13 protein-coding genes are annotated in these 12985 nt (G+C 42.2%); 11 read left to right on the top strand and 2 right to left on the bottom strand.

The annotated features are described in order from the left end of the window. Positions 1–127: 127 nt before the first annotated feature. The 5 genes from AZ46_RS07195 to AZ46_RS07175 all read left to right on the top strand — a co-directional run bounded on the left by AZ46_RS07195 (position 128) and on the right by AZ46_RS07175 (position 3101). Positions 128–367 (top strand): helix-turn-helix transcriptional regulator, encoded by a 240-nt coding sequence (locus AZ46_RS07195; protein WP_029280610.1) that lies wholly within the window; start codon positions 128–130, stop codon positions 365–367. Then, positions 357–701, top strand: coding sequence for a DUF2178 domain-containing protein (locus AZ46_RS07190; protein ID WP_407656364.1), 345 nt, complete (start codon positions 357–359; stop codon positions 699–701). The genes AZ46_RS07195 and AZ46_RS07190 overlap by 11 nt, the downstream gene beginning before the upstream one ends. Before the next feature lie 24 nt (positions 702–725). After that, positions 726–1595, top strand: a complete 870-nt coding sequence (locus tag AZ46_RS07185) for an ABC transporter ATP-binding protein (RefSeq protein WP_029280614.1) — start codon at positions 726–728, stop codon at positions 1593–1595. Continuing rightward, on the top strand, positions 1579–2307 hold the full coding sequence (locus tag AZ46_RS07180) for a hypothetical protein (protein WP_029280616.1): 729 nt from the start codon (positions 1579–1581) through the stop codon (positions 2305–2307). The genes AZ46_RS07185 and AZ46_RS07180 overlap by 17 nt, the downstream gene beginning before the upstream one ends. Positions 2308–2744: 437 nt before the next feature. Then, positions 2745–3101, top strand: a complete 357-nt coding sequence (locus AZ46_RS07175; protein ID WP_029280618.1) for a glyoxalase superfamily protein — start codon at positions 2745–2747, stop codon at positions 3099–3101. A gap of 28 nt (positions 3102–3129) precedes the next feature. Here AZ46_RS07175 and AZ46_RS07170 read toward each other — a convergent pair whose 3' ends face one another. After that, entirely contained in the window at positions 3130–3519 is a 390-nt protein-coding gene (locus tag AZ46_RS07170; RefSeq protein ID WP_029280620.1) for an SET domain-containing protein, read from the bottom strand. A 251-nt stretch (positions 3520–3770) separates the two neighbouring features. Here AZ46_RS07170 and AZ46_RS07165 point away from each other — a divergent pair, with 251 nt between their 5' ends. Further along, entirely contained in the window at positions 3771–4337 is a 567-nt protein-coding gene (locus tag AZ46_RS07165; protein ID WP_029280622.1) for a hypothetical protein, read from the top strand. Between the two features lie 18 nt (positions 4338–4355). Here the strand turns inward: AZ46_RS07165 and ppc are convergent, their stop codons facing one another. Continuing rightward, complete coding sequence (gene ppc / locus AZ46_RS07160; protein ID WP_029280623.1) at positions 4356–7106, bottom strand: phosphoenolpyruvate carboxylase; 2751 nt, start codon at positions 7104–7106, stop codon at positions 4356–4358. Positions 7107–7389: 283 nt separating this feature from the next. Between ppc and AZ46_RS07155 the strand changes: the two genes are divergently transcribed. The 5 genes from AZ46_RS07155 to AZ46_RS07135 all read left to right on the top strand — a co-directional run bounded on the left by AZ46_RS07155 (position 7390) and on the right by AZ46_RS07135 (position 12869). Continuing rightward, positions 7390–8070: a YIP1 family protein gene (locus AZ46_RS07155; RefSeq protein WP_029280624.1), complete on the top strand. Its 681-nt coding sequence runs from the start codon at positions 7390–7392 to the stop codon at positions 8068–8070. Then, positions 8067–9293: an efflux RND transporter periplasmic adaptor subunit gene (locus tag AZ46_RS07150; protein WP_029280626.1), complete on the top strand. Its 1227-nt coding sequence runs from the start codon at positions 8067–8069 to the stop codon at positions 9291–9293. The genes AZ46_RS07155 and AZ46_RS07150 overlap by 4 nt, the downstream gene beginning before the upstream one ends. Positions 9294–9419: 126 nt before the next feature. Beyond that, positions 9420–10475 carry a glycerophosphodiester phosphodiesterase gene (locus AZ46_RS07145; RefSeq protein WP_029280628.1) on the top strand — a complete coding sequence of 352 codons (1056 nt, stop codon included), beginning with the start codon at positions 9420–9422 and terminating at the stop codon, positions 10473–10475. 598 nt (positions 10476–11073) lie between these two features. Then, a complete protein-coding gene (locus AZ46_RS07140) occupies positions 11074–12267 on the top strand; it encodes a processed acidic surface protein (RefSeq protein WP_029280630.1) in 1194 nt (397 codons plus the stop codon). Continuing rightward, on the top strand, positions 12264–12869 hold the full coding sequence (locus tag AZ46_RS07135; protein WP_029280632.1) for a class D sortase: 606 nt from the start codon (positions 12264–12266) through the stop codon (positions 12867–12869). The genes AZ46_RS07140 and AZ46_RS07135 overlap by 4 nt, the downstream gene beginning before the upstream one ends. The last annotated feature ends 116 nt before the right edge of the window (positions 12870–12985 follow it).

Raw genomic sequence — 12985 nt, 5'->3', positions numbered from 1 at the left:
CTTTTTTTTGTGACCTTTATTTAATCAAAGTAATAAAATAAAAAATAAAAACATTTTATTATTTTGTATAAGTTTACTTTACTTTTATAAAAACAAAGTTTATAATTTGACTCAAGAGGTGTTGAGAATGAAGAAAGATTTTGGAGATTCCATTTCCAACAAGGTTTACGAGTACCGTGTACTTGCAAGAATGTCCCAGCAAGAATTAGCAGAGAAAGTCGGAGTTTCCAAACAAACCATCTTTGTAATGGAAAAAGGAAATTATGTTCCCACCATGCTGCTCGCTTTCCGGATTGCCGATTTTTTTGATGTTGATGTAAACGAAATTTTTACTTATGAGAAAGGGGATCATGGAAATGATGTTTGATTATGTAACAAATACACTTTTTTTGCCATTAAAAGCATGGGTGGAACAATCAAATGGTAATTGGAACATACTGATTGTTAGCGGTTTTCTGCTTTTGTTTGTGGGCATAGGGCTTATATTTATCCTTCGAAACAAAATAGGTAAAGAGGACGAAAGAACAAACCAAATTTATTTAAAAAGTTCTTTTATCATGTTGGGTGGAATCATTTTGTGCGATATGTTTTTTCCGAAAGATTATATGTGGCAGATTTTCTTTTTGTTTAAATATTCAATCGCTTTCATGGCTTCAGCAGTATATCTTGCCGTTCGATACTGGAAAGATATATCAAATTAATGAAAAAAACAGGGGGATGGTTAAGTGCATATTCAATCAATTTCCAAGAAATACAAGGACACTGTCGCTTTAAATGAGTTGTCTTTTTATTTCAAACAAGGGGAAATCGTTGGTTTAGTTGGTAATAATGGCGCTGGAAAAAGTACGCTAATGAAGATAATTGCTCAAACAATTCAAAAATTTGATGGATCAGTTAAAGACAATAATCACGTAGGATACTTGATTGAGGAACCTAAGCTGTTTAGTAATAAGACTGGGCTAGCACATTTATCTTATTTTTCGAGAATTTACGGGAACAAATTCAAGCTTAGTGAATACGAGGAGCTTTTGAAGAGTTTACATTTATTTGATGTATTGAATAAAAAAGTAAAGGAATATTCGCTTGGAATGAAGCAAAAGTTGGGGATTGTTATAAGTCTATTGAATAACCCCAAGTACGTGGTACTGGATGAGCCGACAAATGGTATGGATATTGAAACATCCATCCAAGTATTACAGCAATTGAAAAAAATGGCTGAGGAGCGGAATGTGGGTGTTTTGATATCCAGCCATAAGTTAGAAGATATTGAGGGAGTCTGTAATCGTGTCTTATTTTTAGAAAAAGGGAACATTCTTGAAGAAGAGCAATTCAATGACAAAACCCAGTATATATTAAAACTAGTTTTCGATCATCCTAATGAATTAGCCACTTTTATTGAACATCAAAAGTTTGGTAGTATCATTTATTCGTGTGAAAAAACAATTGAAATTGAAACAACTTCAGAAAACGCTGATATTTTCCATTTCTTAAATAAATTAGGGTTAAAATTAGTTGATTTTACTAGTGAAAAGAAAACGCTTCGCAATGTCTACATGAAAAAACTTGGGGGTGAAGAACGTGGAATTGGATATTAAAAATTATGTTAACTGCAATTTAAGTGAGTTAGTAAAGAGGGGACATTTGATTGTTGGAGTATTGGGAGCATTAGGGCCAGCAATACTCATAAGTTATCTCATCCTAACAGGAACTGCTGCATCGTTTAGCATTAAGCATGTCTCAAACTTTTATTGTATGTTGGGAATGCTCGCTGCTGTATTACACCCCCTTTATTTTGTTAACAGAGACTATTCATCAAAGACAGTCTCATTGATTAACAACTCAAAACTAAACAGAAAAAACTATGTACTGGCAAATGTCGTAATTGCGCTATGGGTCAGTTTCATATATGTGACAGTAGGAATTGCCTTACTTTTAGTTGCACAACAACTTGGGGTGTCTGGAGAGTTGAAGATTTCCTTTCTTCTCGGATTCTCTGCTAACGTGTTCCTTCTAGTGCTGACTTTTTTCTTGTTCGGATATTTTTTATTACTTTATGGTGTCGTAAGTGGTGCAGTTTATGGGATTTTGACAGCGTCCCTGCTATTTTTTCACAATATTATGTCCAATGTGATGGAGAGCACTAACAACGTATTTTTTTCAAAATTAGTTGAAAATTTCCCTGGTTATTTCTATCCAGTCATGGTTGGCTCAAATCCACTTTCGCCTCTGCAGTACTTTATTGGATGCTTAACATTAATTGTACTTCTCATGCTAGTCCTTAAAAAAAGTGAAAAAATAGAAATATAGTTAATAAAAAGGGCTGGGACATAACTAGCTTCGAATAATCAAACCAGGAATCTCTGCTGTTGATGGTACTTATCAGGCAGAAAGGAACCAGCAAACGAGGAATCTCTGCTGTTGATGGCACTTATCAGGCAGAAAGAAACCACCAAATCAGGAATCTCTGTTGTTGATGGTACTTATCAGGCAGAACGGAACCACCAAACCAGGAATCTCTGTTGTTGATAGCACTTATCAGGCAAAAAGAAACCACCAAACCAGGAATCTCTGTTGTTGATGGCACTTATCAGGCAGAACGGAACCATCAAACGAGGAATCTCTCTTGTTTATGGCACTTATCAACCAGTGAAGAACCGCCAAACCAGTTTCACTTATGAATAGCTTTAGCGGGTGAAAATAGTCAATTGAAAAAGGGGAGGAAGCTATTGAATCCAGCATTTGAAATGAAAAGTCCAACTCCTATTTTCCGCATATTTGATGAGGAAAAGGCCAGAGAGTTTTATCTCTCATTTCTGGGGTTTAAAGTGGACTGGGAGCACCGTTTTGAAGAAGAACTGCCTCTTTACATGCAAATATCCTTCGGGGCTTGTCTTCTTCAACTTTCGGAAAACTATGGGGACTGCTGTCCGGGGTCAGCTGTGAGAATTGAAGTCTCAGATATAGAGGCACTTCATGCCAGCCTGACAGCTAAACAGTATAAATACGCCAGGCCGGGGATTGAAGAGACGCCATGGAATACCCGTGAAGTCAGGGTTGGGGATCCATTTGGAAACCGGATTGTGTTTTATGAATTCATGTAAAAAAACTGACTCCTGAGAGTCAGTTTTTTTAGTTATTTTCGTCTTCCCGGTCAAACCAGAGGAGTTCCTGATCTTCTTCATCGCCGTTGTAGTTAATGAGAATTTCTTCTCCGGCTTTGATGTCTTTGTAGGCGCTGAAAATAAAAACGTGTTTTTCAAAGCTGATGTCATACGTGGCATTCGGTGTATAGGAATGGTTGAAGAGCATTCCGTAGCCAAGGAGAATGCAGGTGTGGTTTTTTCCGTACTCGAATGCATAATCAGCCAGTGTTGTTTTTTCAATGTGGGCATGCTCTGCGTTAGGGTAGGGGATTACCGGTGCTTCGTGGATAATCTCGCCTTTTTTTATGTCGCGCGTTGCGAAAACGCCTCTATTAAATTCCCCGTCACTCAGGGAGGATGTTTTGATTTCAATCATTCTGTCACCTATTTCTCTTTCCTGCTGCGTTTTTATACCTATCCTAGCTTGACAGTTTACTGGTAAAAAAGCAACTGTTTTAAGGAAATTCTTTTATCATGTGAGGCGTGTATTAGGATTGTTAGAATACATGTCCGGATTGTAAGACAGAGTATTTGGACTGTTAAAAAACATATCCGGACTGTTAATCTGTTTGTAAGGGAAACGCTTTTCCTTGAATACATTCTAAAAAACAACAGGAGTGATTTTAGATGAAAAATGTACATGTGTTTTCAGCCTGGCTCTACAAAAAAACCGGCTGGAAAACTGCTTTTGCTGCTTCGGCTGTCTTCATACTCTTTATGGTTTTTGTCCTGCCGAATGCTGCACAATCGAGCAAGGAGGCAACAGGCACAGGAGAATCACCGGACGGGTCATACCTTTATTCAGCACAAACTCTTTATGAAATTGCTGAAAGCTATGGTGAGAAGGGAAGGGACCATTACATCAAAGCAAGGTTCACGTTTGATGTCATCTGGCCTCTTGTTTATTTGTTTTTTCTCGCATCCGTTATCACGTTTTTCCTGCGCCGCCTCAAACCGCAGCTGTTGAAATTGGCTAATCTTCTTCCGTTTGGAGGAGCAGCCTTTGACTTTCTGGAAAACATCAGTGCTTCAGCGGTAATGGCAATGTATCCTGCCAAAACGCCCGTCGCAGCCGAACTCACGCCTGTTTTTTCCTTTATAAAGTGGTCGCTTATTTATGCCAGTTTTGGCGTTGTGTTTTTAGGCCTCATAATTTGGGTGTATGAAAAAATTCGAAAAAAACCGGACGCATGACGCGTCCGGTTTGGTCAATCAGCCTGTATTTCTGAGTCCTGCGGCAATGCCGTTAATTGTAAGAAGCACTTCGCTTAACAATTCTCCTGCATCTGATTCTTCATCTGTTTTGCGAAGCTTTGAAATGACATCCACCTGCAAAAAGCTCAGCGGGTCGACATAAGGATTACGGAGTCTGACAGATTCCTGGATATTAGGAATGTGATCCATCAGTTCATTCTGGCCTGTAATCGCAAGAAGCGCCTTTTTTGTCTGCACATACTCCGTTTCGATATCGTTGAAGATGCGTTCGGCAGCATGTTTATTTTCCACCATCGCCAAGTACTCTCTTGCAGCCATCAAATCTGCTTTCAGAAGGGCCATCTGAAGATTATCAATGGTCGAACGGAAGAACGGCCATTTTTTGTACATTTGTTTCAAATTATCAAGATTTCCTTCAGATAATCCAGTGCCGGCTGCATACCAGGCAGGGAGGAGCTGTCTGCTTTGAGTCCAGGCAAATACCCACGGAATTGCGCGGAGATCTTCAAACCGTTCGCTGCCTTTTCTGCTCATTGGACGCGAGCCGATGTTGAGGGCACCAAGTTCTGGAAGCGGTGTGGCCTCTTTGAAATAGGTCAGGAAGTCAGGATCTTTAAAGACCAGCTCCTGATATTTGCTCAGGGAGACAGATGAGATTTCATCCATTTCTTTTTCCCATTCCCCGGTCCGGATGTTGGACTGTTCAGCTTCTGTTGAAACATGGGCCGCGGCTGTTATCAGAGTGGACGCCGCCTGTTCAAGGCTTCGGTAGGCAATATCATATAAGCCGTAGCGGGAAGAAAGAACTTCACCCTGCTCTGTAATTTTCACCCCGTCACCAAGTGTTTCAGCAGGCTGAGAAAGAAGACTTCTATTAAGCGGACCGCCGCCGCGTCCGAGGGAACCGCCTCGTCCATGGAAAAATTTCAGCCTCACATTGTAATGCTTAGCCATGTCATGGATTTCCTGCTGCGCTTTGTAAAGCTTCCAGTTCGCTGTCAGCGTTCCGCCGTCTTTGCTGCCGTCGGAATAGCCGAGCATGATCTCCTGCAGATTATTCTGTTCGCTCAGATGCTTTTGGTAAAAATCAAGCTGAAACAGCTGTTCCATAATTTTTGGTCCTGCCACGAGGTCGTCAATCGTCTCAAGCAGCGGAGCGACGTTCAGCCTGCTTTCGATTCTGCCGTCAGGATGAAGCCTGTAGATGCCCGCTTCCTTTGCAAGCACCATCACTTCAAGAAGATCGCTTGCAGACTGGGTCATGCTGATCAAGTAAACTTCAATCGAACGTGTACCGAATTCTTTATGGGCGCGTCTGATCATATGGAAAACATCCAAAACATCCTGAGTTTCTTTTGAATAGTTCTCTTTAAATGAAACGAGAGGCCTTGGATCCTGAAGCACATCCTGCAGCAGCTTCATTTTTTCTTCTTCTGTGAGACTTGAATAGTCTTCTGCAAGGTTAACAGAATGAAAAATCTCTTTGATAGCAGCCTCATGCTCTCCGCTATGGTTCCGGATATCAAGCGTTGCAAGGTGAAAACCGAACAGCTCCACTTGCCTGATCAGTTTTTGCAGGCTTTTCAGTTCGTACCCTTTTGGATGATGAAGCAGAACACTCTGCTGGATCATTTTCAAATCCTGGAGCAGCTGATCAGAACTTCTGTAGCAGATGGCCTGCTGCTGATCAAGTTTTTTCAGCATGATAGTCAGCTTGCAGCGGTAGATTTCATGCTCTACCTGCCATCTTTCTCCTTTGCTTAAAAGAGGGGTTTCCTCCTGCACAGACGCAAGCAGTTCATCGCTGACAGCAACCCGTTTCGTCGACTGGCTAAGACGTTTTCTGAGGACTTTCAGCGATTCTCTGTACTTCCTGAGGGCAAGCGCTCTCTGTTTCGTCAAGGTTTTCCACGTGATTTCAGGTGTAACATTAGGGTTTCCGTCGCGGTCTCCGCCAATCCATGAACCAAAGCGGAGGAAGTTTGGAACATGCCATTCCTGTCCCGGGTAATTTTTAGACAGACAAAGCTCCAGCTCCTGGTGAATTTGCGGAAGCACCTCAAAGAGAGTTTCATCGAAATAGTAAAGTCCATTTGCGACTTCATCCATTACGGTAGGTTTACGGTCACGCAGTTCATCCGTCTGCCACAGAATAACCACTTCATTGAACAGCCTGTCTTCAAGTTCTGCACGCTCGCGTTCTGTATGAATTGGCTGGTCAAGACTGTGCAGTAGGCCGGCAATGCGTTTATGTATTTCAAGAACACTGCGGCGCGTCGCTTCAGTCGGGTGGGCGGTAATAATCAGCTCAAGGGAGAGAGTTTTCAAAAGCTGCTGAATTACTTCTGAAGAAACGCCGTTTTCCTTCAGCGAAGCTACAGCATGTTCAAGGGAGCCCGGCTGTTTGCCTGAGTCTTCCTGAAATTGATACTCGCGTCTTCTTCTGATGCGGTGATTTTGTTCTGCGATGTTCACCAGATGAAAATAAACAGCAAAAGCCCTGATCACCTGTTTTCTGAGCTCGGGGTCAAGTGTCGAAATCTCAGCTTTTAAGTCTGCGTATATGCTTTCGTCCGCATGGCTGCGAAGTGATTTTGTCATCTCTCTAATCTTTTCTACCATTTCAAGCAGCGGTTGACCGCCCTGATGAACAAGAACATCTCCAAGCATATTTCCTAAAAACTTCACATCGCGCCTCAAAGCAGCGTGATGATCGCGTTCCTTGATCGTTTCTGTTTTAGCTGTCATATTCAGCACCTCTTTACTGGAATGGATTCCATCTCTAATTGAAGATGTTTTTTGAAAATTAAAATAATGATAAGTTTACCATAAAACGTATAAAGATGCATAGTGTGAGGTTATCTATCAAACCAATTTACTGAAAAAATTGGTCGCAGGTGGTTGAAAAATGTCTTAAAATAGACCGAAATCTGTGCTGATTTTTCATAATATGCCAAAAGTGACTATTAACCATGCCGGAAATATGCTATAAATTTCTAGTAATCGTTTTTTTTTGACAGGGGGAAATAGAATGCACCACGTTCGTATAGTAGAAGGCTTAACAGAACCCTCTGCTTACTTTGGAAAATTGAAAAAAGCTGAAGCCATTAAAGGATTTTACGCAAGATTTACAGCCTTGATCGTGCTCAGCGTGATTCTTGCAGCAGCAAGTGCTTACCTCGGTGTACATACAGAGGACATTACTGCTTATCTTGACTTGATAAAAAGGGAGAAATTTGAGTTTGCCAAGCTATTATTCGGCATCGGCGGCATCGTTGCTTCCATTGCTGCACCGCTCATTATGGTTCTCTTTTTTACTTTCGTGTTTAAAGTGTTTTATAGAGATATAGAGTGGGACAAGCTGATCACGCTTCAGCTGTTTCCGTTGTTTTTAATGACGATGGAAAAACTGCTGAACTTTCCGTTTTTTCATTTACTTGGCGTGCAGCGTGATTCTTCGCCATTTGGATTTGGCGTTCTGATTCAGCTTATGACAGATCAGATCTTCGCCGTAACGTTAGTCAGCTTTATAACGGTGTTCCTTATTTGGAGCGCATATGTCCAGATCATTGGACTCAAAATGCTTTCGGATAAATCATGGAAGCATGCTGCAGGAACCGTAATCTTCTCAAACCTTCTTTATATTCTGCTTGCAGCTGTCTTTACAGTGCTTGTGCAGGATATAGGGATCTCGCTTCAGGGGGACGTATGAAAAAACAAGCAATGATCGGAATCATTTCTTTAGCCGTTCTATTTATAGCCGTTAACATAGCCGTTATTTTCACATCAGACAAAATCGAGAGATCAAAATCAATCAGTCAGTTTACAAAAGCGGAAACGGGAGAGCTGCAGAAACTTCTTTTCACAAAAGGGGTGGTAGTTCCTGCTTCAGATTATAAGGTCATGTACAGCAAAGACCTTGGAACGCTTCGGGAAGTACTTGTCAGCAAAGGTGATGCCGTAGTGACAGGAGATCCTCTCATTACTTATGAAACCGGCCACCTGGACGCTGAAATAGAAGAACTGCAGGCTCAAAATGCGGATCTTCAGTCCAGAATATCCTCAGCAGAATCAGACCTGTCTGATCTGCAGGACGACTTGGATGAGGCAAGCGTTCCTGTTGAAGTGGAAGAAGGCGTCTACCTGGATGATTCCGCGGGCCAGAAAGCGATAAGCAGTCAAATTGGCGATAAGCAGGATCAAATTGCCTACTTAAATCAGCAGATTGACAGCAACGAGCAGAAAGCAGCAAGACTGCAAGCTCAAAAGGAAGCTTATAATGTGACAAGCAAAATGGATGGGATTGTAACAGCAGTCAATCCGTTTCCGCAAAATCCCGAAGATCCTATGATTGTCATTCAATCCAGCGAGCCCTTCCTAATAGAAGGCAAGCTGTCCGAAAAAGAAGCTGTTCTGGTAAAAGAGGGTCAAAAGGCAACTGCCGAAGCAGAAGCCCTAGCAAATACAGAAAAAGAAGCGATCATCAGGGAAGTGACGATGACTCCAATCGACAAGCCTTCCGTAGATCAAAGCGAAACTTATTATCCGTTTCTCGCTGAACTGATTGAACCCTCAGAAAACTGGCATCACGGATTTCATGTCGGCCTGGACATCGTGCTTGAAGAGCGGAGCGGGGTCATCGTCATCGACGACACAGTGATGAAAAAACAAAAGAGCAGCCAATACATTTATGTGCTGAAAAAAGGAAAACTCGAAAAAAGAAAGCTTGATGTCGGCCTGAAAATAAACAGCCGAAATGAAGTCCTTCAGGGTCTTGAAAAAGGTGAACGCATTGTCACAAATCCATCTCCAGACCTCAAAAACAACATGAAAGTATTTATCCCGATGAATCATCACTACCTTGAAAAGAAAACACTGAAATCATTTACAAACGAGCAGAAAATCCGCCTGATTATCAGCGGAATGGTGAAATGAAGGTGCTTTTAAAGCACTTTCTTTTTTTTGCGTCATTCTTTAACGCAACTTATTAAATCCTTTATCTTCAGTTAACAATTGACCTTTACACTGGAAAGTGAATCTGATGAAGGAGATGAACATGCTATGAAAAGATGGACAAGACCAGCACTCGCGGCCATGCTTTTAATCTCTGCAGGAATAATGCCGGAAAGCAGTGCCTCGGCAGCGGACAGAGAATTTGATCTCCAGGCTCACCGCGGGGGAATGGGACTGACAGTAGAATCAACTATTGCGTCATTTTCACACGCCTTAGAGCTAGGTGTGAATACATTGGAGCTCGATGTGCAAATCACAGAGGATCAACAGGCCGTTGTGACTCATGACCGTAAAATATCAGGCGGAAACTGCCGCGATACGGAACCTGCTTTTCCTGGTGATCCGGAATTTCCTTATGTGGGAAAATACATAAAAGATCTGACACTTGAGCAAATCCGGACAATGGACTGCGGCTCAGTGACCAAACCGCAATATCCGGGTCAAAAAGTGAGTCCCGGAGCGAAACTGCCGCTGCTTACTGAAGTGTTTGATTTAGTAGATTCATATAAAGCAAAAAAAGTAAAAATGAATATTGAAACAAAAGTAGAAGCGGGAGCTCCTCACGAAACGGCTCCAAGAGAAGAATTTGTGCAGATTGTGGCAAAACAGGTCCGCGAGGCGGATATGCTGGACAGAGTGACGATTCAAAGCTTTGACTGGGGCTCCCTCATGAGAATGCGCGAGGTGGAGCCAAGCCTGCCGATTGTGGCTCTTACAAACGGCCCGCAATTTCTTCAGCCGGGACAGCCGGGGGCTTCTCCGTGGCTCGGCGGCATTGATATTGATGATTTTGACGGGGACCTTGTTGCCGCAGCCAAATCGTTTGGAGCAGACGCCATCTCGCCTGTACACGGCTTTCCGCAAAATGGAGCTGTTACAGAGGGTGGGTATGAACCCTATGTGACAAAAGAAATGGTTGATCGTGCACACAAAGCAGACCTGCAGGTCATTCCATGGACAGTAAATGACACTCCGACAATGAACAAACTCATTGATGACGGTGTGGACGGCATCATTACCGATTATCCTGACCGTTTGCGGAACGTCATGGAAGAGCGCGGGTACAAGCTTCCGAAATCGTATAAAGCACCAAAAAATGAATAATGAACATTCGGCAGTCCTGGAGAATTGGGACTGCTTTTTTCTGCGGGTTTTTGGAAAGTAAGGGCAGGGTTGTTACTACCGACAATCCGACGAATACATCCAGCTTCATTTGAATTACTGCCAAGAATCATTGCGTAACTACCAACTTTCTTGATTTTACAACCAATCCCCTTTTTAACACTCAAATACCTCTTTTTCTAGCAAGGTCTTGGGTATTTGTCAGTTGACTTCTAGTCCTAGACTATGTAAGTCAACAAAATCCGTGACGGAACGGATGCGATTATTCGGGCAGGATGCGTAACTACCGATAATCCGGTGAACACAACCAGCTTCTTTCGATTTACAACCAACAATCATTGCGTAACTACCAACTTTCCTCATTTTACAACCAACCCCGCTTTTCAGTATTAGAGGATAGCGAAAATGCATCCCCATAAAAAAGAGTCCATGAATTACAGATAACGAAAAGTCACAGGGGTATTTGTAATATGAAAAAGCAACCAGTTAAGGGAAATTATACAGATACTCTTTTTCATCTGCTGAGATTATACTATTCTAGTTGATCTCATACTATTTTACTATGACTGGGGAAGAAGCCATGAAACACATAATATCATTCTTATTGACTATAGCCGCAACCTTTTTTCTAATGCCGGCAGGGGCATTTGCGATCGGACCGGATGAAGCTGATTTTGAAGCGCATCTTAAAGAGATTGGATGGGGGAAAAAGGACTACTTAAACTATCTTGAAAGCAAAGGATGGTCACTTGCTGATTTTGAATCGGCTGATGAACTGGGAACACCTCTTTCTGAAGAGTCTATTTCAGTAATATTGGGAAACTATGAATTGTCCCGCGAACAGCTGAACGAGCTGCTTAGTGAAAACGGTGACATCGAAGAGGGGCAGGATGTCCTGGATGGCACATATCTTATTTTTGCTGAAGATGTGGACATGTTTATCGATTTTTACATAAATGGATGGGAAGGAACGCCTATTGATGAGAAAAATCTGGGAGAACTCCTGGACATTTACGGGTTCCAATCAAGAGAAGAACTTGAGCAGTTTTTAAGAGAACATGAGGATTCCATTGAAAACTATGAGTTCATTGAAGATCTTGATTATGCGGTCGATTTTTATATAAACGGCTCCGAAGCTGAGGATGCAATTTCGGAACTGTTTTCTGAAATTGGTTTGACTGATGAAGAGATAGAAGCGCTACTCACCTATCTTTCAACTCTTGAAATGGATGATCCTATGATTGAAGAGGAAATGATTAAACTCAGCGAACGAATGATGGCTTTTGAAGAGTTTGAGTCATTGAATGATCTGTCCGCTGAGCAAATGGCAGAGCTTCTGGATATTTTCAAAAGCATGCTTGATCTTCTGCAGATTAAAACAGACTACTATATAGTGAAGGATGGCAACATGCAGCCGGTATCTCTAAAAAGCATCCTTACAGTAAATGTTGAGAAAGGCTCCCGTCTCCTCATTAAACTTTCAAACCTGCAGGAGGAATTACTGGCAGATATTCTCGTCACAGCTGAAATGTTTGGTTCAGATCTCATTCAGGAAACAGGGAAAGATTTAAAGGAAGCAAATCAAATCGTTAAAGAGCATCCTATCTATACGAAATCTGTTATTGAAACCAAGCCTGCGGTTAAGACCGTAAAAGGCGGAGAGCTCCCTGAAACCTCAACAGGTGCTGCAGGATACGTACTTGCAGGTATGGCGCTGATTCTTGCAGGAAGCTGGTTTTTCCGCAAAAACAAGGTTCAATCACGCCAGTCATGAAAAAAAGGAATCTCTTTCTGCTTGTTTCCGTCCTTCTAATAAGCAGCGGAATATGGCTGACGACAACAAATGCTGTCACCATGGCCAAAGGGTATTTTCTCTACAAAATCAGTTCTGAACCAAAGGCTGAGACTTTACAGAAAAACAAAGCTGAAAAGCAGACAGCTGCAGCTGAGGATATTCTCTATCCGAAAAGACCGGCAAAAGGCGATCAAATAGGTAATCTTTACATTCCAAAGCTTGAAGCAAATCTCCCCATTTACCACGGAACAGCTGAAGAAGAATTAGAACAGGGAGTCGGCCACTACGCCGGAAGCGTGTTGCCTGGCGAAAAGGACAACTCTGTTCTATCCGGACACAGGGATACTGTCTTTCGAAAGCTCGGAGAAGTTGGGAAAGGTGATCTTCTCATTGTGACGACATCTGCAGGAGAATTCACTTATAAAGTGAGGCAGGTCCGGATTGTTGACAAAGATGACCGTACCGTCATTGTACCGAAACCAAAAGCAGTCCTTACAGTTTCAACCTGTTATCCATTTACGTTTGCGGGGCCTGCCCCTGAGCGTTATATCCTAACAGCAGACCTGCTTGCTTCAAAATAAAATGTGAATGGCGCGCCTCGCATAAAGGCGCGTCTTTTTTTGCAATCCAATAGTCCATAAAGGCTGAATGTATGGTATTGTTTAGGAGAATAAGGAGCAAAGGAGAATCCTCATGC

The organism is Metabacillus indicus LMG 22858 (assembly GCF_000708755.2).
In the GTDB taxonomy this organism is placed as follows: Bacteria; Bacillota; Bacilli; order Bacillales; family Bacillaceae; genus Bacillus_P; species Bacillus_P indicus.
The sequence above is the reverse complement of the archived record's forward strand: the minus strand, read 5'-3'. Positions and strand labels throughout refer to the sequence as shown.

Coding starts and splice junctions, on each gene's coding strand:
- AZ46_RS07195 (WP_029280610.1), top strand. CDS start 128: ATGAAGAAAGATTTTGGAGATTCCATTTCCAACAAGGTTTACGAGTAC.
- AZ46_RS07190 (WP_407656364.1), top strand. CDS start 357: ATGATGTTTGATTATGTAACAAATACACTTTTTTTGCCATTAAAAGCA.
- AZ46_RS07175 (WP_029280618.1), top strand. CDS start 2,745: ATGAAAAGTCCAACTCCTATTTTCCGCATATTTGATGAGGAAAAGGCC.
- AZ46_RS07170 (WP_029280620.1), bottom strand. CDS start 3,519: ATGATTGAAATCAAAACATCCTCCCTGAGTGACGGGGAATTTAATAGA.
- AZ46_RS07165 (WP_029280622.1), top strand. CDS start 3,771: ATGAAAAATGTACATGTGTTTTCAGCCTGGCTCTACAAAAAAACCGGC.
- ppc (WP_029280623.1), bottom strand. CDS start 7,106: ATGACAGCTAAAACAGAAACGATCAAGGAACGCGATCATCACGCTGCT.
- AZ46_RS07155 (WP_029280624.1), top strand. CDS start 7,390: ATGCACCACGTTCGTATAGTAGAAGGCTTAACAGAACCCTCTGCTTAC.
- AZ46_RS07150 (WP_029280626.1), top strand. CDS start 8,067: ATGAAAAAACAAGCAATGATCGGAATCATTTCTTTAGCCGTTCTATTT.
- AZ46_RS07145 (WP_029280628.1), top strand. CDS start 9,420: ATGAAAAGATGGACAAGACCAGCACTCGCGGCCATGCTTTTAATCTCT.
- AZ46_RS07140 (WP_029280630.1), top strand. CDS start 11,074: ATGAAACACATAATATCATTCTTATTGACTATAGCCGCAACCTTTTTT.
- AZ46_RS07135 (WP_029280632.1), top strand. CDS start 12,264: ATGAAAAAAAGGAATCTCTTTCTGCTTGTTTCCGTCCTTCTAATAAGC.